The organism is Chloroflexota bacterium (assembly GCA_014360905.1).
Taxonomy (GTDB): domain Bacteria; phylum Chloroflexota; class Anaerolineae; order UBA2200; family UBA2200; genus JACIWX01.
The window spans coordinates 58,825-80,003 of the sequence record JACIWW010000012.1 but is presented as its reverse complement, the minus strand read 5'-3'; the positions used below and the strand labels follow the sequence as shown (position 1 = coordinate 80,003).

General features: G+C 53.1%; 13 protein-coding genes, 1 tRNA gene and 1 CRISPR repeat array. Of the genes, 3 read left to right on the top strand and 11 right to left on the bottom strand.

The window, feature by feature from the left end:
• Together tuf and H5T67_06900 are read right to left on the bottom strand one after the other, a co-directional pair.
• The coding region (tuf, locus tag H5T67_06905; protein MBC7245048.1) for an elongation factor Tu at positions 1-125 on the bottom strand (125 nt) is incomplete at its 3' end.
• A gap of 122 nt (positions 126-247) precedes the next feature.
• Positions 248-320 (bottom strand) — tRNA-Thr (locus tag H5T67_06900).
• A 654-nt stretch (positions 321-974) separates the two neighbouring features.
• Between H5T67_06900 and H5T67_06895 the strand changes: the two genes are divergently transcribed.
• Positions 975-1,247 carry a cold-shock protein gene (locus H5T67_06895; GenBank protein MBC7245047.1) on the top strand — a complete coding sequence of 91 codons (273 nt, stop codon included), beginning with the start codon at positions 975-977 and terminating at the stop codon, positions 1,245-1,247.
• Between the two features lie 76 nt (positions 1,248-1,323).
• Positions 1,324-1,632 carry an RNA-binding protein gene (locus H5T67_06890; protein ID MBC7245046.1) on the top strand — a complete coding sequence of 103 codons (309 nt, stop codon included), beginning with the start codon at positions 1,324-1,326 and terminating at the stop codon, positions 1,630-1,632.
• A 77-nt stretch (positions 1,633-1,709) separates the two neighbouring features.
• Here H5T67_06890 and sfsA read toward each other — a convergent pair whose 3' ends face one another.
• The gene (sfsA, locus tag H5T67_06885) at positions 1,710-2,429 is read right to left on the bottom strand and encodes a DNA/RNA nuclease SfsA (GenBank protein ID MBC7245045.1); all 720 of its coding nucleotides are present in this window, start codon (positions 2,427-2,429) and stop codon (positions 1,710-1,712) included.
• A gap of 43 nt (positions 2,430-2,472) precedes the next feature.
• Here sfsA and H5T67_06880 point away from each other — a divergent pair, with 43 nt between their 5' ends.
• Entirely contained in the window at positions 2,473-3,282 is an 810-nt protein-coding gene (locus H5T67_06880; GenBank protein MBC7245044.1) for a hypothetical protein, read from the top strand.
• On the opposite strand, the gene H5T67_06875 is transcribed toward H5T67_06880, so the two are convergent.
• From H5T67_06875 to cas6, 8 genes are all read right to left on the bottom strand, one after another.
• Complete coding sequence (locus tag H5T67_06875) at positions 3,276-4,298, bottom strand: hypothetical protein (protein MBC7245043.1); 1,023 nt, start codon at positions 4,296-4,298, stop codon at positions 3,276-3,278. The two genes, H5T67_06880 and H5T67_06875, sit on opposite strands and share 7 nt — an antisense overlap.
• A gap of 91 nt (positions 4,299-4,389) precedes the next feature.
• Entirely contained in the window at positions 4,390-4,866 is a 477-nt protein-coding gene (locus H5T67_06870) for a ferredoxin:glutaredoxin reductase (protein ID MBC7245042.1), read from the bottom strand.
• 23 nt (positions 4,867-4,889) lie between these two features.
• A complete protein-coding gene (locus H5T67_06865) occupies positions 4,890-5,171 on the bottom strand; it encodes a glutaredoxin family protein (protein MBC7245041.1) in 282 nt (93 codons plus the stop codon).
• A 36-nt stretch (positions 5,172-5,207) separates the two neighbouring features.
• Positions 5,208-6,092, bottom strand: a complete 885-nt coding sequence (locus H5T67_06860; GenBank protein MBC7245040.1) for an aldo/keto reductase — start codon at positions 6,090-6,092, stop codon at positions 5,208-5,210.
• A gap of 421 nt (positions 6,093-6,513) precedes the next feature.
• Positions 6,514-17,976: a CRISPR direct-repeat array (repeat unit 37 nt; unit sequence CTTTCAGTATCCTATCCTCGGATCGAGTGTCTGCAAC).
• Between the two features lie 229 nt (positions 17,977-18,205).
• A complete protein-coding gene (cas4, locus tag H5T67_06855; protein ID MBC7245039.1) occupies positions 18,206-18,832 on the bottom strand; it encodes a CRISPR-associated protein Cas4 in 627 nt (208 codons plus the stop codon).
• Positions 18,799-19,062 carry a CRISPR-associated endonuclease Cas2 gene (cas2, locus tag H5T67_06850; protein ID MBC7245038.1) on the bottom strand — a complete coding sequence of 88 codons (264 nt, stop codon included), beginning with the start codon at positions 19,060-19,062 and terminating at the stop codon, positions 18,799-18,801. Before cas2 ends, cas4 begins: the two co-directional genes overlap by 34 nt.
• Positions 19,063-19,066: 4 nt before the next feature.
• A complete protein-coding gene (cas1, locus tag H5T67_06845) occupies positions 19,067-20,227 on the bottom strand; it encodes a CRISPR-associated endonuclease Cas1 (GenBank protein ID MBC7245037.1) in 1,161 nt (386 codons plus the stop codon).
• On the bottom strand, positions 20,112-21,095 hold the full coding sequence (cas6, locus tag H5T67_06840) for a CRISPR system precrRNA processing endoribonuclease RAMP protein Cas6 (GenBank protein ID MBC7245036.1): 984 nt from the start codon (positions 21,093-21,095) through the stop codon (positions 20,112-20,114). The genes cas1 and cas6 overlap by 116 nt, the downstream gene beginning before the upstream one ends.
• Between the last annotated feature and the right edge of the window lie 84 nt (positions 21,096-21,179).

Sequence of the window (21,179 nt, the reverse complement as noted above, 5' to 3'; positions counted from 1 at the left end):
GCCAGACCCTTCATCGCTAGCACTTTGGTGATCGCCGCAGTCAGCGTCGTCTTGCCGTGGTCCACGTGCCCAATCGTGCCTACGTTCACGTGCGGCTTGGTCCGCTCAAATTTTCTCTTGGCCATTGCAAAGACCTCCTTTACTTATTCGTATCTCTGCCATAGCAGTCCCCGGCTAGGTCTATGGTGCCAAGATGAGGACGAACCAGGCTACCTCACCTTGCTCCAACCATTGATTTGGGCGCACAAGCCCTCGACCAGACTTGAACTGGTGACCCCATTCTTACCAAGAATGTGCTCTACCGACTGAGCTACGAGGGCATACTGGTGCATATCAGAGCAGCAGGGACATTCCACCCGCTATGGTTTGACCAAACATTATAGTACATTCATGGCACAAGTCAAATTGCCCAAGTCCTTTTTCAAGTGTCCATCACAAACAAGACCCCGACGTCCGGGGTCTTGTAACAATAGTATAGTGTAAAAGTGGCAGATTTGTCAAATCAGCGAGGTAAAGAAATTTCAGCCTTCTCTTTGTCATGTCATTGCGAGGAGCGCTTTTTGCGACGAAGCAATCTCGTGAGTGATAAGTGATAAGTGATGAGTGATAAGTTCCGCTCGGCGTGGGCAACAGCCCACGCCAGGGACGCAAAAAGAAACCAGGTTTCTAGGAGAAACCTGGTTTCTTGATTGACGGCGGGCTGTTGTCCGCCTGGTGCGTGGCCGGGGAATGAATTCCCCGGCTGAATGTGAGAAGCCCCTTACAGGGGCTTTTTCTTTTTAGCCAGGGATTTCAATCCCTGACGCCCATGAGCGCTGCAGGGGCGCAATTCAATTGCGCCCCTGCTCTGCTCTTCCTGCCAATTTGACAAATCTGCGATTGTGTGCTAGACTGTTTCCGCAATAGAATGTAGGAAGTACCCCAACTGGCTAGCAAGTGCATCTGCCGAGGTTCACTGAGCCTTGGCTTTTTGTATGCGCACATGTCGGGTGCATTTCCTCCTTCTATCCATCAACAAAAGAAAGGAGCATCCGACTGTGAGCGAACGTATTATCGGCACTGTCAAGTGGTTCAACAGCAGCAAAGGCTACGGTTTTATCTCGCGGGAGCAGGGTAGCGACGTCTTCGTGCACCATAGCGCGATACAGACCAACGGCTTTCGCAAGCTGGAAGAAGGCCAGCGCGTCGAATTCAGCATAGAAGATAGCCCTAAGGGCCCGCAGGCTACGAACGTTGTCCCCCTGTAGGTGACATAATGTAATGCGGAGGCGCGCGGGGTTTATCGAGTGCGTCTCCGCATTCATTTTTAAGGAAAGGATGTGCATGACCAAGAAATTGTATGTGGGAAATCTCAATTATAGCGTAACCGCGGATGCCTTGCGCAATTTATTCACTACGATAGGCGAGGTTGTTTCTGCAACCATTATCTCCGATCGCATGACTAACGTCTCCAAGGGCTTTGGTTTTGTAGAGATGGCCACCGACGAAGCTGCGCGGGATGCTATCAACAGGCTGAACGGCCAGGAGTTCGAAGGGCGTCAGATCACGGTCGCCGAGGCGCGTCCACCGCGTGAGAGGCAGGAGCGCCGCTACGATGACCGCCGAGGCGGAAGACGAACCCGCCGCTACTAATTCCGGCTAGCCCTTAGCAGGCGTTCCCCTCCAGACAGGTATCAATTCCGCCAATTGGATGCCTTACCAGCACTGGCTCACTGACCCCAATCAACTGGTAAATCGGCATCGAACAGGACAACTGCGCCGTTCTGCGGGGCATAAAACAGACCTACCGAGTGTACCTCCACTCCGGCGCAGTGGGCACGGAATAGCAAGGAAGCAAGCTCTGCATCAGCCAGGCGATTCGCGCGGAAAAATTCTACCCCAGGCAATGCTGCCATGAACACAAGGTAGGCTTTACCCCCCTGGCTGACATGGTTCATCAGTTCTTGGATATGCCTCCTGCCCCTGGTGGAGGGGCAGTCAGGGTACATAGCGTAGCGCCCCTGTTTCAGCACGGCGCTCTTCACTTCCAGATACACTCGGCTGCTTTCGCACTGCAACTGATAGTCCACCACGGAGCGGTTAAGCCTGACGTTGCGTTTCCACGTACACGCACTTGGTAGCCAGGGAAGCAGTCTCCGATCCAGGCACTGCTCAAAGGAGCGCATCTGGAGCTGGGTGTCAATGAGCGCACCTAACTCTCCTTCCTGCATAGCAAATAAGCGGTAGGATGTTTTGCCGGAGCCTGGCCGTGCCAAGCAGAATCCTACCCTGCCTGGGGTGAGAAATTCGAGCAACCTCCCCGTATTGTTGAGCCAAGCATAAGCGCTTTGTCCTTGGATCTCCACTGCGACGACAAAGCGGTTCACACGCCGCACAATGCGGCATGACCTCACTCCATCCAGGAAAAGAAGTTCCGCGCCCTGTTGCATGGTGTCTTGCCTCTTGAGATAATTTGGGGCATAATCTCTGCTCGTGAACTCACCTTATCGCGTTTGCTCATGGCACTGGTTTGGCTTGTCTGTCATCACGGCATTTGTCCTGCTAGTCAGGGGCAGTCTGGTCGTGGCTTCGCTGTCCGCCTCGTCTCCAGCGTTCAAGGTGCACTTGCCCCTGATATTTCACAGTGAGCCTTGCCAGCCCCTCAACGGCGAACGCTATACCACTCTCTCCGCGTACCCGCCTGGCCCGCATTTGCCGGCAGAAGTGCATCCGGATTTCAATCTCGCCATCCAAGGCTATGTGCCTACTGATGCCCACAAGGGTCTGGTCGAATACGATGGACAAGCAGATCCTGCTGCGCCGCAGTTTGCCGGCCTCTTTGCTGAACCTCGCCTACCCCTCTTTCGTCTCACCTGCCAGGTGTACCTTTGGGACTGGGTGCAGATGAGGCGCGGGTTGCCCATCACCAATCCACCAGTGACCTTGCTCTTCCTGGAGACAACGCCTGGAGAGACGCTGCACGTCCCTGATTCGGGCTATACCATTGGCAGCGGCTGCGAGGTGCTCGTGCTCTATGCCAGCGAAGAGCGCATCACGCTCAAATATACGCGCGAAGACAATGTGGTCTATGGCTACACGTTGCACGTGGAGGGCGTCTGTGTGGATCCAGCTTTGTTAGCACTGTACCGTGCCTGTAACGAAGCAGGACGAAGCCAACTGCCTGCTCTGCGCCCACGCCAAGCCTTTGGACGTGCCCGCAACAATCAGGTGGGCATCGCCATCCGCGATTGTGGTACCTTCCTCGACCCGCGTTCGCGCAAGGACTGGTGGCGCGACTACTGATTACGTTTTCCGCTCTTCGTTCTACGCCCACTGCACAGCAGACATACCACGCTCAGGAACCCCACCGTCATCAGCCAGGGATGCGCACTGGCCCACAGTGCGGCGCGCAATGCTTGGCGCAAGCGCTGCACCTGCGCCGCGCTCTCCACAGGCGGCACGACTGGCTGTTCCCAGTCGAAATCCACCAAGCGGTTGAGAAAGCCCTGCTGCACGCAGCCCTCCAGGCTGAAGATATGGATGTCATTGGTCCAACGCCGCGCCAAGCACAAATCGCGGGAGAACTCTTCCCAGGTCAGAGGTGGAGCAGCAGGGACTCCCTCGATCTCCACTCCACCGCCGGTAACGCCCACCCCCACTGATTGCGCGTCTGGGGCATAGCTCCACAGCATGCCAGTCCCATACGGCCGGAAGAGGCTGCTGTACAGCATGAGCACCTCGCGGTCTACCGCGATGTCCACCAAGCCGCCCAGACGCTGCAACAAGGTCGAGCCGGCCTTGCGCTCGTCCACAATCAGCGGCATTTGGTAACTGTCCACACGGTAACCGTCGGCGCGGATTTGCGCCACGAGTGTCTGGTACTGCATCTGCGCACGGCGCAACCGTTCCCCATCCAGACCCCTTTTGAGCAGCACGGGCAGCAGGCTGCGCTTGTCCACCGACAGTAGCCGCATTTCCCGGATGTCCGGTTCGATGTCCAATCCGATGCCATCCCATTGCAGTCCATGCTCCGCCGTCCAGCGTTTGAATGCCAGGTAGCGGTTGGCCGCCTGCGGGGCATTGTCCACGTTGAACCAGTAGCCCTGCTCCTTGGGCAATAGCTGCCAGGCTGTGACCGGTATCCCGTTTTGATTCAGGGCACGGACTACTGCAGCGCGCTCTGCACTCAGGTCCAGGATGCCCAGGCTCACCTGACCCTGCACAGCGCGCAGTCCCGCTATCACTGTCCCATCCGCAAACAGTTCCTGTAGGCGTTCTGCTTCGAGTTCACAAAAGAAAGTCATCAATACTTCCATCATTTATCCACCTCGTTTCCTACTGGATCGAACAACTTTGCCTCATCGCCCTCGTTGTTCCCGATATAACAGGAACCAGACGGGCAATGGCTACTTACAGAAACCTCTCGAATCGTTCTTTCTTTGCCTTGCAGATGGGGCATATCTCAGGCGGCTCATCGCGTGCACAGAGATAGCCGCAGACCTTGCACCGCCATACCGGGTAAGGCAGGGCAGAAGGAATGCCCGCCGGGTGCTGCGTTCGCTTCTTCCTCTCTTCTGGCGGAGGACGGCGTTCGGGAATGGAGCGCACCTGCTGTTCGCCCTTCAGCACCGCCTGGGACACGTAAAGCGCGCAATAGCAAGCACCGTACTCATTCAGATCCGGATCACGGTAGTCACAAGGGCAGATGATGTCCAGGTCCTCTTCCTTGACCCCGGAGGCGATGCGGCACGGACACGAAGGGTATCCATAACGCGCTTCGTTGATGAGCAGCCCCTCCACCAATTCCCTGGTGAACTCAATATCCGGATTAAGGTGATAGCCTCCTGCTTCCGCCTCGCGCTTCAGTTTCTTGTACCGTTCCGTGATCTGTTCTGGCGTTGGACTACTGCTCACAGCCCCAATGCCTCCTTGAGTTTGTCCGGCTGGAAGCCGACCACGCAGATAGCGTCATTGATGACGGTCGTGGGAAACGAAGTGCTCGGATTCCAGCGGCGCACCTCTGACAGCACTTTCTCCCGCTCGGCGCCCTGCTCCAAGTCCACATCTACATAACTGTACGCCACTCCTAATTCGCTCAGAAAAGCCTTGGTCTTCTTGCACCAGCCACAGGTGCTCAAGGCATAGAGGAATACCTGTCCTTTGTTCTCTCCGTCCACGTGTTTGATATCCATGTGTGTTTTCTCCTGGTAAGTGATGAGTGATGAGTGTCAGTGTGGCAGTCCCGCTGGTTCGACGCGCTTTTTCCATTCCACTGGATTGTCCCAATCCTCTGCCTTCCATGGCATGTTCTGCGGCTTGACCAAGGGCAGCACGTCGCGGTAAAGCTGTAAGCGCTCGGCACCACTCAGCGGGACAAATCTCTCCGCCACCGCCAGGTCTGCCTCGAGTTCGGACATCTTCGAGCAGCCCACGATCACCGTAGTCAGCGGCAGCGCCAGGGCGTAGCGCAGGGCACGTTCCGCTACATGCGCCAACACTTTGTAGCCGAATACCTTCATCCCGACCACGCCCACGCCCTGCTGCTGTGCTACAGGTAAGAATTCCTCCGCGAAGCTGTAGATGAAGTGATCCAGCACGGACACGGCCACCAGCACCGTGTCGAAGGGGAAACGGCGCAGTGCCTCGATGAGCACCTGCGGGTTGCCATGGCCAGAGATGCTGATGAAGCGCGCCAGCCCTTCTTCCCGCGCTTGGATGGCTGCCTCCAATGCACCGCCTTTGGCGGTCATGGCATCGAGCCGTTCGAAACGCGACACATTGTGCAAGCGCCACTCGTCCACGTAATCCGTCTGCAGCCGTTTCAGGCTCTCTTCCAGTTGGCGTCGCGCGCCATCCCGAGTGGTATCCCAGGTCTTGGTCGCAATCCACATCTCCTTGCGCCGATGCTTTGCCACCAAGCCCACGCGCTCTTCGCTCTGTCCATCCGAGTAAATCCACGCCGTGTCGAAGTAGCGCATGCCTCGGGCAAGCGCTGTGTTCAGGATGGCCACGGCTTGCTCCTCGGTGCAGCCTTCCTCGTCCACCAAGCGCTGACAGCCCAGGCTCAGAATGGGCAATTGCGCTCCTGTTTTGCCAAAGGGTCGTGTCTCCATGTGTGCGCCTCCATATCCATTCTCTTTCATGCTAAGGTTTTATTGTACCACACAAAAGGCGTGAATCACAAAGGAGACCCTAGCCAAAATATTGTCCTACACCTTGATCAATGTAATGTCATGGCGAGGGCGCCGTGCGTCTGAAGCAATCGCGGGAGTGATGAGTAGGGCGGCTTTTCTAGCCGCCTTTCCTGTTGGGTTCGTAGTGCGCGCTGAAGTGCGCATGAGCGCTAAAGCGCTCACTACAAACGATGCGCATTTCAGTGCGCTTGCGTGGCTGGGTAATGAATTCCCTGTCTGAATATGAAGAAGCCCCTGAAGGGGCTTGACATCCGACCCGCTTGGCGTGGGCTGTTGCCCACGCCAGAAGAGCAGGGAAGCGTGTCATGGTGAGGGCGCTCTGCGCCCGAAGCAATCTCGTGTGCGACTATCCTATCCTCGGATCGAGTGTCTGCAACTCATAACGTAACAAGCCAGGCGCTGTACTTCTACGCCCTTTCAGTATCCTATCCTCGGATCGAGTGTCTGCAACGTGACCCGTTCGACCCGATTACTGGACATAAACATAGCTTTCAGTATCCTATCCTCGGATCGAGTGTCTGCAACTCCTACACCAGACCGCGTGGGCGACCGTATGTTTCCACCTTTCAGTATCCTATCCTCGGATCGAGTGTCTGCAACTAGTCGAGATAAAGCCCACGGCACCACGGATTTATCTCGCTTTCAGTATCCTATCCTCGGATCGAGTGTCTGCAACAGGTGAAGTCGGGGGCCGTGACAAACCGCGAAATTACTTTCAGTATCCTATCCTCGGATCGAGTGTCTGCAACTAAGAATGCCAGCAGTAAGTGGTGTGGAGTTTCTGATCACTTTCAGTATCCTATCCTCGGATCGAGTGTCTGCAACTTTATACTGAATTAGGCACGACTGGCCTCAGCAGGCTTTCAGTATCCTATCCTCGGATCGAGTGTCTGCAACTTCTTCGGGCTCTCGCCAACGCGCTCTGCCGCCGGCGGCCTTTCAGTATCCTATCCTCGGATCGAGTGTCTGCAACGCGATTATCGCTTCGATGTGCGCGGTACTTTGCACGCTTTCAGTATCCTATCCTCGGATCGAGTGTCTGCAACGAAATACACCAAGTGCTATTGGCCCTGGAAACAGGACAATCTTTCAGTATCCTATCCTCGGATCGAGTGTCTGCAACTTTCATTGCAATCTTAGCGCCAGAGAAACGTGGCAAGAGCCTTTCAGTATCCTATCCTCGGATCGAGTGTCTGCAACTGAAATCCTGGTATCTAGGACTAAAACCCGAAGAATTTACTTTCAGTATCCTATCCTCGGATCGAGTGTCTGCAACGCGTATTAAATCATTTGAGATTGGCTTGCCCCACTCCCTTTCAGTATCCTATCCTCGGATCGAGTGTCTGCAACGAAACGACACTGGCCGCCAGGAGACGCACTGGACAGATCTTTCAGTATCCTATCCTCGGATCGAGTGTCTGCAACTATTATGAAAACTGCGCGCACTACTTGTGCGACTGGGCACTTTCAGTATCCTATCCTCGGATCGAGTGTCTGCAACTTGTGTTAGCCATCACTGGCACATTTTTGCGCTCTTGCTTTCAGTATCCTATCCTCGGATCGAGTGTCTGCAACATTTGAAACCAAGCGTTTTCACATCTCCATATCCCAACTTTCAGTATCCTATCCTCGGATCGAGTGTCTGCAACCACGTCCATTGTGTTTATATGGAAAGCAGTCTCTTTGTCTTTCAGTATCCTATCCTCGGATCGAGTGTCTGCAACCAACCTGACTTCACCGAGAAAGGAGTTCAGGGTGAGCTTTCAGTATCCTATCCTCGGATCGAGTGTCTGCAACCAACTGACCGTCCACGAGTCACCCCCGGCCCTGGAGATCACCTTTCAGTATCCTATCCTCGGATCGAGTGTCTGCAACTGCTCCAGAAGTGCACGTGCACGGGCTTCGGATATGCCTTTCAGTATCCTATCCTCGGATCGAGTGTCTGCAACTTGACTTCCTAGCCAAAGTTGCAGACACTACAGAAGAGGCTTTCAGTATCCTATCCTCGGATCGAGTGTCTGCAACCTTGGTGAAGGGTCTGCAAGGTCATTTACAAAGTTACTTTCAGTATCCTATCCTCGGATCGAGTGTCTGCAACTTTGGGCATGCTAATTGCCGCTTGTGTTCCTCTCTGCCTTTCAGTATCCTATCCTCGGATCGAGTGTCTGCAACCCCATCCTCGCCCTTGGTCAAGTATGGCGCAGTCGTCTTTCAGTATCCTATCCTCGGATCGAGTGTCTGCAACCAATCTTGCTGGGAGGGGAGCCAAATGACCTGGCGGCTTTCAGTATCCTATCCTCGGATCGAGTGTCTGCAACTCTATGCCCAAGACTACGGCGTGTATGCAAAATGGCGTGCTTTCAGTATCCTATCCTCGGATCGAATGTCTGCAACGCATCAGATTGTGTGCGCCTGGTTCGTCTCAAAACGCCTTTCAGTATCCTATCCTCGGATCGAGTGTCTGCAACTATTTCTGACACGGTAAAACAAAGCCCAGCCCAGACGAAACTTTCAGTATCCTATCCTCGGATCGAGTGTCTGCAACCTGGTTTGACATCATGGCAAAGTTTAGGTACAGCAAGTACTTTCAGTATCCTATCCTCGGATCGAGTGTCTGCAACTTTGCGAACTGAACTAGCCAAGGCGGGCTTCTCTGATGACTTTCAGTATCCTATCCTCGGATCGAGTGTCTGCAACTTCTCTGCAAGTATTTGGGCTTCTAGAAGTTTAGCAAGCTTTCAGTATCCTATCCTCGGATCGAGTGTCTGCAACCCTCGCCGCCCCAACCAGGCATAGGCAATGGAGAAAGGCTTTCAGTATCCTATCCTCGGATCGAGTGTCTGCAACTGGGAGGTTTTGAGGCATTTGCAGGCGAGCCATATTCTTTCAGTATCCTATCCTCGGATCGAGTGTCTGCAACAACCGACCGAAGCCCAATTTAGGGCGGCACTGCAGAGCTTTCAGTATCCTATCCTCGGATCGAGTGTCTGCAACTTCTGTATGCCTGGACATCAATTTGACCGTGGAAAGCTTTCAGTATCCTATCCTCGGATCGAGTGTCTGCAACGATTGTAATTGTTGTACCTGCAGGATTTTCAGCAGCCTTTCAGTATCCTATCCTCGGATCGAGTGTCTGCAACTGGAACCAGTGGATACTGTCCTCGCTCCCCCATCGTAGTCCTTTCAGTATCCTATCCTCGGATCGAGTGTCTGCAACTCCCCGCCGAACAGCGATTGGAGGTAGCCAAGAGAACTTTCAGTATCCTATCCTCGGATCGAGTGTCTGCAACTTGAACAATACCTTTGGCCAGCAGAGACTTAAAGTGATCTTTCAGTATCCTATCCTCGGATCGAGTGTCTGCAACTCGCCCAGTTCAATTTCCAGCGAGTGGAGGGTGTCATTCTTTCAGTATCCTATCCTCGGATCGAGTGTCTGCAACCACATGAACGACTGGGTGGTGAAAAACCTGTTTGCTTTCTTTCAGTATCCTATCCTCGGATCGAGTGTCTGCAACAAGTTTCTCACGGTCCGACCGTTCACACTCCCCCGACCTTTCAGTATCCTATCCTCGGATCGAGTGTCTGCAACAGATACAGTGAAGCTGCTGAAGTCCCATGGAATCAGGCTTTCAGTATCCTATCCTCGGATCGAGTGTCTGCAACTTACTTTGATGACCCTGCACTAGGGATTTGCAACATCGCCTTTCAGTATCCTATCCTCGGATCGAGTGTCTGCAACTGTGGCTGTCGGCTATTGAGCTACTACCGGAAGCTCACCTTTCAGTATCCTATCCTCGGATCGAGTGTCTGCAACTCTTGTCGCTTGGCTACTCGCGCCGAGTGAATGAACCTTTCAGTATCCTATCCTCGGATCGAGTGTCTGCAACTCCGCAGTACCGATGAGCCACTGAAGTTGCGCATTGTCTTTCAGTATCCTATCCTCGGATCGAGTGTCTGCAACATCTAATGTTGCACTCCCACTTTGGCGCATCATCAACTTTCAGTATCCTATCCTCGGATCGAGTGTCTGCAACTTAGCGTTGACTTTTTAGTCGCTGGCGTGGAGACGGTCTTTCAGTATCCTATCCTCGGATCGAGTGTCTGCAACTCTCGCGTAGGGGATTGATTTCCGCTGCTTTTTTGCCGCTTTCAGTATCCTATCCTCGGATCGAGTGTCTGCAACAATCGTGAAATCATGGATGCAATCATAGATTTACGGCCTTTCAGTATCCTATCCTCGGATCGAGTGTCTGCAACTCAACGGCTGGGTGCGCGATAGGCGCGACGGTTCTTTGCTTTCAGTATCCTATCCTCGGATCGAGTGTCTGCAACACGTGAAAGAAAACAGTGAAGATTTGCGGGGGCAAGCTTTCAGTATCCTATCCTCGGATCGAGTGTCTGCAACTTGCCGTACATGGTGAAAGACGAGCGTCACCCAGACACTTTCAGTATCCTATCCTCGGATCGAGTGTCTGCAACTCCCATTCAATGAGTGCGGATCTGCACCGCGCAAGTGCCTTTCAGTATCCTATCCTCGGATCGAGTGTCTGCAACTTGCGGATGCGATAAACAAAATGCTTTGGGATTTCACCTTTCAGTATCCTATCCTCGGATCGAGTGTCTGCAACATAACCTGGCTGTTGTGTTCTAGTTCGGCGATCGCACAGCTTTCAGTATCCTATCCTCGGATCGAGTGTCTGCAACACTTCCTCAGCCGCGCCAATCGCCTCCGCCTGGGGAACTTTCAGTATCCTATCCTCGGATCGAGTGTCTGCAACGACGCTGAACTCTTAGTCCAAATTGCAGACGCTGAACCTTTCAGTATCCTATCCTCGGATCGAGTGTCTGCAACAATTAGTGGCGATACAATGCAAGTGCGCCAGATTCGCTTTCAGTATCCTATCCTCGGATCGAGTGTCTGCAACGCTGAATTAATGCCATCATGCCCTTAGGTGACAACGCTTTCAGTATCCTATCCTCGGATCGAGTGTCTGCAACTGTAGGATGAGAAAAAGCACTACAGCCTGCTTACGACTTTCAGTATCCTATCCTCGGATCGAGTGTCTGCAACTGCGGCAAGACCACATTGGCGCGCATTGTTGCAAGACTTTCAGTATCCTATCCTCGGATCGAGTGTCTGCAACCGATGATTATGTGCGGGCGTTATCGGAAAACTCAGCTTTCAGTATCCTATCCTCGGATCGAGTGTCTGCAACTGCCACGCTGTGTGAGTGGCTACCTGCATAGCCAGAGCTTTCAGTATCCTATCCTCGGATCGAGTGTCTGCAACGATGTCAAGATGCTAGTGGAAAACCACATCAAAGACTCTTTCAGTATCCTATCCTCGGATCGAGTGTCTGCAACTTCAGCGTGGTCCATGTCTCGCCAGGCTTGTTGTCTCTTTCAGTATCCTATCCTCGGATCGAGTGTCTGCAACTAGCGCAAGGTAGTACGTTCACGAAAGGCAACTCGGGCTTTCAGTATCCTATCCTCGGATCGAGTGTCTGCAACTCTGACGCGGCTTACAACTACCACTGGCAGTTATGAAACTTTCAGTATCCTATCCTCGGATCGAGTGTCTGCAACTTTACCTCCTGCAATGTGCATAATATTCACAGTATTCCTTTCAGTATCCTATCCTCGGATCGAGTGTCTGCAACTCGAGATAAAGCCCACGGCACCACGAATTTACCTCGCTTTCAGTATCCTATCCTCGGATCGAGTGTCTGCAACTTATAACCGTGACTGACGAGCGACATTTTTGCCGATTCTTTCAGTATCCTATCCTCGGATCGAGTGTCTGCAACTAGGGACCTACAGCCAGGAGGAGAACTTGAAGACCTGCTTTCAGTATCCTATCCTCGGATCGAGTGTCTGCAACTGGTCGGCGCCCATGTGGCAGCCATTATGCCAGCATTTGCTTTCAGTATCCTATCCTCGGATCGAGTGTCTGCAACTCACGGCCCGACAACACGAAACCGGTTTTTGCGAGAACGCTTTCAGTATCCTATCCTCGGATCGAGTGTCTGCAACACCGAGGGAGGGGGAGCACCCTCGTTAACGCAAATTGACTTTCAGTATCCTATCCTCGGATCGAGTGTCTGCAACCGCCAAAGTGTTTGGCACTACTGCGCGGCAACCATGCTTTCAGTATCCTATCCTCGGATCGAGTGTCTGCAACCATTGATGATGCGGTCGGGGGTGGTCCCTTAATCGGTCTTTCAGTATCCTATCCTCGGATCGAGTGTCTGCAACCAATCCTGGCGCAGTTGTGCCGCGGCCTCCTCGTCGCTTTCAGTATCCTATCCTCGGATCGAGTGTCTGCAACTTATCCTGATGGCCACGCGCATTGTTTTGGCTGTGGCCTTTCAGTATCCTATCCTCGGATCGAGTGTCTGCAACGCAACGCATTAGCAGACGAAAAACTCCTCAAGCAGTCTTTCAGTATCCTATCCTCGGATCGAGTGTCTGCAACTTGGACTAAGGAAAACCTGAAAATTATTGCTGCTATCACTTTCAGTATCCTATCCTCGGATCGAGTGTCTGCAACGTATCGCAGTGCGTTTTACGCCGCATCAAGTCACGCACTTTCAGTATCCTATCCTCGGATCGAGTGTCTGCAACCTGGACTGATGACCGCGATGCTAAATATTTAGTTTGCTTTCAGTATCCTATCCTCGGATCGAGTGTCTGCAACCAATCTTGGCCTGACGAAACAAGAAATTGATGAAACGACTTTCAGTATCCTATCCTCGGATCGAGTGTCTGCAACCTGCTGTGGGCTGGCAAGTGGATTAGGTCAGCATCAATCTTTCAGTATCCTATCCTCGGATCGAGTGTCTGCAACCTAATCAATTCTGCATAGTCGCCCATGCCAATCCAGTCTTTCAGTATCCTATCCTCGGATCGAGTGTCTGCAACTAAACATGAGTGACCCGTGACACACAAATCGAGACGCACTTTCAGTATCCTATCCTCGGATCGAGTGTCTGCAACTGCTGCAGAGTTTGTGCGACAAGTTTGGCGCCGACGAACTTTCAGTATCCTATCCTCGGATCGAGTGTCTGCAACGGAACTGGTGATGGCGGCCCATATGCGGCAAGTGTTTCTTTCAGTATCCTATCCTCGGATCGAGTGTCTGCAACAAATCTTGAAGGAGAGTGCTAAAGATGGAAAAGGAACTTTCAGTATCCTATCCTCGGATCGAGTGTCTGCAACTCAAGATACAGAGCATTCGCAGCTTCAAGCGTGAAACTTTCAGTATCCTATCCTCGGATCGAGTGTCTGCAACCCATTTGCACGCTGTGCATTCTTTGCACCAGTAGCCGCCTTTCAGTATCCTATCCTCGGATCGAGTGTCTGCAACATATATCTGGGTTGGCGGACGATCGGTACGATTCACTTTCAGTATCCTATCCTCGGATCGAGTGTCTGCAACGCTCACTGCGTGATGAAATCCGGCTTTTACAATTGCTCTTTCAGTATCCTATCCTCGGATCGAGTGTCTGCAACACTGGCAGAACTTGACCCAGGATCTGAAGTGCGTCACGCTTTCAGTATCCTATCCTCGGATCGAGTGTCTGCAACGCTACTCAAGGCGGAACAAAACCGCCAGGGCATAAACCTTTCAGTATCCTATCCTCGGATCGAGTGTCTGCAACTTTTCATTGCTTGCGCCGAGGGCCCGTGGAAATTACCTTTCAGTATCCTATCCTCGGATCGAGTGTCTGCAACATATAACGGACGCAGGCAGGGCTGTCCAGCGTCTCACTTTCAGTATCCTATCCTCGGATCGAGTGTCTGCAACCTATAAGCGCCCGCTTCTCAAGCTCATCATACCAATCACTTTCAGTATCCTATCCTCGGATCGAGTGTCTGCAACCTGCGATGCAGACAAGACATAGCCGACCCGCAAGGCCTTTCAGTATCCTATCCTCGGATCGAGTGTCTGCAACTTAGTTGACGTAACTGTAGCCATTGCGCATCCTTCGGCTTTCAGTATCCTATCCTCGGATCGAGTGTCTGCAACATCCAATGGCTTTTCGTGTGTCCCTCGCTTACCCTCACTTTCAGTATCCTATCCTCGGATCGAGTGTCTGCAACTAAGTAGGATATGGCGTTGCAGTTGTTATTGCTGCACTTTCAGTATCCTATCCTCGGATCGAGTGTCTGCAACTGGTCACTACCGCCGTGCTCGTTAGGCTCAGCCACAATCTTTCAGTATCCTATCCTCGGATCGAGTGTCTGCAACTGAGCCAACAAACGCCCTGGGTTTACATTGTTATTTGCTTTCAGTATCCTATCCTCGGATCGAGTGTCTGCAACAATTTGCCAGTTGATGTACAGCGGCTGATGCCATTTGCTTTCAGTATCCTATCCTCGGATCGAGTGTCTGCAACTCGTGATGGCTATCACTGGAACGTTTTTGCGCTCATGCTTTCAGTATCCTATCCTCGGATCGAGTGTCTGCAACCTGGCAGAGTGGGATGTGAATGTTTTGTCTGAACTTGGACTTTCAGTATCCTATCCTCGGATCGAGTGTCTGCAACACGTATCCTGCGCCAGAAACCCTCTGAAGTGTCAGCGACCTTTCAGTATCCTATCCTCGGATCGAGTGTCTGCAACCTATCGAGGTCGTAGACGCCATTTGTCAAATTTATTCTTTCAGTATCCTATCCTCGGATCGAGTGTCTGCAACTGTTTGGGTGGAGTTATCATGAGATCGTTTACAAACGCCTTTCAGTATCCTATCCTCGGATCGAGTGTCTGCAACTTTACAGCGGGAACTTGCGCCCTCTGCAAGCCTACCTCTTTCAGTATCCTATCCTCGGATCGAGTGTCTGCAACTGGATAATCTGCCACGCATTACTGCATATGCGCATAACTTTCAGTATCCTATCCTCGGATCGAGTGTCTGCAACGCCACGCACCAGTCCTGGACACAATTGAACGGGTGCCTTTCAGTATCCTATCCTCGGATCGAGTGTCTGCAACTGGCTGTCCGTGAGGCATTTACTCCCGAACTTGCTGAGCTTTCAGTATCCTATCCTCGGATCGAGTGTCTGCAACCGGGAGCGTGACTTGCCAAACGTAATCCGCGACGTGGCCTTTCAGTATCCTATCCTCGGATCGAGTGTCTGCAACTCTGTATAGCGCTTACACCAACGTCGTAGTCATAGTAGTCTTTCAGTATCCTATCCTCGGATCGAGTGTCTGCAACCAGCGGATGGATTGCGGTAAGGAGGGACGAAAGATGCTTTCAGTATCCTATCCTCGGATCGAGTGTCTGCAACCTGCTGCTAACCTGGCAATGCCCTTTTCTTCTTCACCTGCTTTCAGTATCCTATCCTCGGATCGAGTGTCTGCAACTATCGAGAGAGTGGGCTGAACGCTATTGGGCGGCACACCTTTCAGTATCCTATCCTCGGATCGAGTGTCTGCAACACGATGCAAATTTGCACAAAAACGATTCCTGGACAAGCTTTCAGTATCCTATCCTCGGATCGAGTGTCTGCAACATGTTCCATTCGTTGGCCAAGTTGGTGGCGGACGTTTCTTTCAGTATCCTATCCTCGGATCGAGTGTCTGCAACTTCTCGGATAACTATCCCTGGGTACACCACTCCAAAAGCTTTCAGTATCCTATCCTCGGATCGAGTGTCTGCAACATAAATAGCCTCATCCCACTCCAGGGTGAGTACCGACCTTTCAGTATCCTATCCTCGGATCGAGTGTCTGCAACGAACTCCTAGGACAGAGCGTGCTTATTCAGTCGCTGACTTTCAGTATCCTATCCTCGGATCGAGTGTCTGCAACGCGGTATACCGCGTCGCTTGTGATCTCTTTGATGACTTTCAGTATCCTATCCTCGGATCGAGTGTCTGCAACCGGCGCTTACCCTGACTGGCACCATTTGAACTTGCACTTTCAGTATCCTATCCTCGGATCGAGTGTCTGCAACTCGGGGACAGATACTCGATTACCTTATCGCGCTGCACTCTTTCAGTATCCTATCCTCGGATCGAGTGTCTGCAACTGGTCACTACCGCCATGCTCATTAGGCTCAGCCACAACTTTCAGTATCCTATCCTCGGATCGAGTGTCTGCAACATGTGCCATTCCTGCAGATCGCGGGCTCGTTCGGCATCTTTCAGTATCCTATCCTCGGATCGAGTGTCTGCAACCGCAGGGGTGTTGAAGCGACCACTGAGGCTCCTCTTTCAGTATCCTATCCTCGGATCGAGTGTCTGCAACTAGCACGCCCATTTGATACATGCGCCTAACGTCAACTCCTTTCAGTATCCTATCCTCGGATCGAGTGTCTGCAACGCATACATAGAAATGCGCATATGTGGACAGGGCGAGCTTTCAGTATCCTATCCTCGGATCGAGTGTCTGCAACTCACGCTGAAATGGGTACAACTCGCGTTTCAGCGAACTTTCAGTATCCTATCCTCGGATCGAGTGTCTGCAACCTACTGGCACTACATGCTCAATGGCCGTTTCCACATACTTTCAGTATCCTATCCTCGGATCGAGTGTCTGCAACTTCCTCATGCAAGGCGTGTAGTTTGGCGGATATCTCACTTTCAGTATCCTATCCTCGGATCGAGTGTCTGCAACTAGTTTATTTTGCCATTGGCCTTCGTTTTGTGCATTGCTTTCAGTATCCTATCCTCGGATCGAGTGTCTGCAACTGAAACGATGATGGCGGCGTCGCCTTCAATTTTCAGCCTTTCAGTATCCTATCCTCGGATCGAGTGTCTGCAACCTACACGGGCGGTATTGTATACGCCATGATTGGCGACTCTTTCAGTATCCTATCCTCGGATCGAGTGTCTGCAACTTTTTGCCAGCCCTGTGGAATCAAGCGCATCGCAACACTTTCAGTATCCTATCCTCGGATCGAGTGTCTGCAACCACTATACAAAGCGCGTATCTGGGGGCACAATTTATACCTTTCAGTATCCTATCCTCGGATCGAGTGTCTGCAACGGCCCTGACCCGAACGTAGGCTTCTGGCACAGTAGCCTTTCAGTATCCTATCCTCGGATCGAGTGTCTGCAACTGGTCACTACCGCCATGCTCATTAGGCTCAGCCACGCTTTCAGTATCCTATCCTCGGATCGAGTGTCTGCAACACTAATCCCTTGCCGCCCCCCGCCTGTGGGTAAGAACTTTCAGTATCCTATCCTCGGATCGAGTGTCTGCAACAATCTCAGCCATTTATAGTAAAGCAATAGTTAAAAACCTTTCAGTATCCTATCCTCGGATCGAGTGTCTGCAACTGCTAGTATCCGTTGTCGAAACAGCAAAAGCATCATTCTTTCAGTATCCTATCCTCGGATCGAGTGTCTGCAACTTCTCTAAAACGTTTCGCAATAAATCGGTTACTTTTTCTTTCAGTATCCTATCCTCGGATCGAGTGTCTGCAACTGGTTTTTGTCGGCGGCACGTGGAGACCAGGTTGTATCTTTCAGTATCCTATCCTCGGATCGAGTGTCTGCAACAAGGCACAGACCAACGGGCGGCGTCAAGGGCAGCGACTTTCAGTATCCTATCCTCGGATCGAGTGTCTGCAACGACTGTGCCGATAAAAGACCATTTAGGGCTTTGGTGCTTTCAGTATCCTATCCTCGGATCGAGTGTCTGCAACTTGATTGTGTGGAAGGTGCATTGGTGGACGGAATGGTCTTTCAGTATCCTATCCTCGGATCGAGTGTCTGCAACTCTGTCAGTGCCCCAGGTTTGCAGCACTGTTGCCCATCTTTCAGTATCCTATCCTCGGATCGAGTGTCTGCAACTCACTCATTCGCCCCGCTTTAAAAGGCCAGATAGCACTACGCCGTGTCATCAACCCTGTTTGATGCGCTTATCCCCGCATTTCCACGTATCCTATGCCCGGATCGAGAGCTGATTGCCTGCCATAACTGCTCTTTGCTTGTCCTGATGCAATTGTTAAGGTGCACGGGCTGCGCAAAGCGCTTTTTGCGCCAAAAAAGGCTCCATTTGCGACAGTCGCGAGCCCAAAAATCACACGTCGTTGCAAAAGCGCCGAAACTCACAAATGCGGCATTTCGCCTGCTGGCGGGGCGGCGCAGGCATCGCTTCGCGTGTCACGATATACCGCATCGCCTCCACCGCTGCCTGCACTTGCCGACGTAACTCGGGCGTAAGCGCTACCTCCCGCGCCCTGCGTGCCGGAATCAGGTACAGAAATCCTCGCTGCACCGGCATGTTCCACGCTTCTTCCAACAGCATCCCGTAGGCCACCACCTGGAGGATGAAATGCGTCACCGTCCGCCCAGGCGTCAGTTTATAGTCCACCGGGATCGCTTCCAGGGTCCTACTGATATTATCATCTGTTTTGATCGCCAAGTCAAGCCGCCCATGCAGTCCAAGCCGTAGAGAGGAGAGCATCAGGTTGAAGAAGCGTTCCCCTTGCCGCAGCCCGTATGCCTTCAGCGAACGTCGCTCCTCCCGTAGGTGCTCCTCCTCGCCCTGTTCACGACCCACGAGCATTTTGAAGATGACCGGGCGCACAGCGGGCAGGCAGTAGTGGTAATAGACGATCCGTGGGCAGAAGAAATATTGTTTCAGGTCGCTGACGCGAAAAGAGACCGCTTCTACTTCTTGTCCTGTTTTGCCTTCTGAATCCATACTAGCCTCTTCTCCCAATCCCTTTCGCAAATGGGAAAGACTTGGATGTTGGCTTCCTTGTTGCCCACCTTCTTTTTTGCCTTGAGCAATAGTTCCTCCTGATAGAATGGTTCCAACGAACCCTGGAAGGCAGAAAACTGGATGCGTTCCAGGCCATAATCAAGGCACACGTCTGCCACTCGGGTGCGAACGCGATCATCTGGGATGTCATAGACGACAACGCAGCGCATGATCTCACCACCTGACCACAAAGGGTTTGTACGTGGCGCGCTCTCCGCGCACGAAAGTGGCGATATGCCGCGCTTGGTATTGGATGATATGGCGCAAGGACAGTTTCTTACGTTCATAGCGCTCCGCTTTGTCCAGCCGTGCCAGGACATTCTCCGCAATAGTGCGGCGTGTCTTTTGCACCAGGAGGTTGTCGGCATCCAATTCCAACTGAGTGCCACGGTTGATCATAGCAAAGACCGTGCGGTCAACCACAGGGACGCGAAATTCTTCCACCAAGTCCAAGACCAGGCTTGGCTTGCCTGGCCGGTCGGCGTGGATGAAGCCAGCGTAGGGGTCGAGCCCGGCCAGAACGATGGCCCGTTCCACTTGGCTGTATAAGATGCCATAGCCATAGTTCAGCGCGGCGTTCACTGGGTCGGTCGCGCCTCGTCCGCTGCGCCCTTTCCAATCGGAGGGCACACGGACAACCAGGCGTATGGCCTCCCAGTATTTTTCTGCGGCATGTCCCTCGATAGACAGGAGTGAGAGCCGTATTTCTTCGGCGGTGCGGCCGGGCAGAGCGCGCAATTCTGCGGCACAAGCCATGATTTCGGCGGCGCGCTGCTCTAATTCACGGTGCAGGTCGGGCTTGATGCCCTTGCGGTACTTGGCCAGATAGCGGATCAAGACAGCCTGATTCGATATTTTGCCCAGGGCAAAAGCTTTGGCTAGGGCAACGCCATGGCGGCTGTGGGCAGCTTCCAGTTGTGAGCGACGCGTTTGGATGGTGCCGGTCAGCCCCGCAGAGAAGATGCTGGCGCTGATGCGTCCCGAAACATGGACAAAGTGCACAGGGATGCCGGCATCGGCACAGGCAGTAACGGCGTCAGCAGAGAGAGCCACACCACGTCCGGTGATAATGACTCCTTCCAGGTTGAACAGCGGCGCTTCCTGCAGGAGTTCCTCTCCTTTGCGTACCTGCAATCTCTCGGAGTGTTTGCCTACAAAGACGCCGAATTCATCTACAATAAGGTATTGCGTCTCCACTGCGGTGCTCCTTTTGGACTGTTCACAGCGCTTTCTCCAGCAGTTGGTACCAGCCGTTGCCTTTGACCGCGTCCTTGCCCACGTGAGTGAACTGTCCCCACAGCAACCAGGGCAGGAATGGCTCAATAGGTCCGGCATAGGTAACCCGTCCCATGAAGCCGCTCATGGGCGTGCGGGTTTGGCGGCGTGTGGAGTAACTATCCCATTCCACCCAGTAGGTGTGATCTGCTGCCAAGCGTATCTGCTCTGCCTCTTGCAGCAAGGCGCGAAAGTCCAATTCCAGCGGCGTATCCGAGTACGCCCGGGCGAGGGCGGAGAGCCGTTCGAACAGGCGTTGCAGCAGCGGGCGGAAAAGCGGAGTGTGCAAAAGGCGCCCCTGTTCGATGAGACGCGTGGGAGTTAGGAAGAACAAGGTGACCTCACCCCCGGGCCCATTCCCTTCCAGAGCGGCGCATGAGTCCATAATCTGTTCGTGCGTGATCGGTATGTCGGGGACGTTGACCAGAGGGTCATCCGCACGCATGACCGGCTGGCGATAGCCAGTGAGCGGGTTTTCGGCCCAGATTTCACGCAGGAGGAAAGTGCCGCGACGCCAGCCATTGGCTTTGACCTTGCGCCCGATTCCCTCGCGTTGCAGGGCATTGACGCCAACCACCACGTAGGGGAAAAGGTTGAGGGCGCGTGAGAACATGGTCAGGCCGAACTCCAGGCGCTCGCCAGGGGCATAGGATGGCGTGGCTCCTAGCGGCGGCTCGATGGTGTAGGGGCGGGGCAAGTCAGCACCGCGCCATCCTTCATTCTCTACGGTGGCCAGCAGAAAACTGACCGGACAGGAAGCGTGCAGAGGGCAAGGCTGGCAGGAGTCCAAGTGCTGCTGCAGGCAAAAATTGCGCCGCAGGACCTTGAACAGTGCTCCGCGAATGGCCGAGCCCTGGTGCTCATTCAATTCAATGGGCGTCTGCACTTCGGCCACGAAGCGCAGGCGATGAGCCGCGAAATGGTGCATACATCAACTCCCACTCTCTCATAATTAGGCCGTGTGCCTTTCCCTCATCCAATGGCTGTGCAGGGCGCAGGAACACAAGCGCCA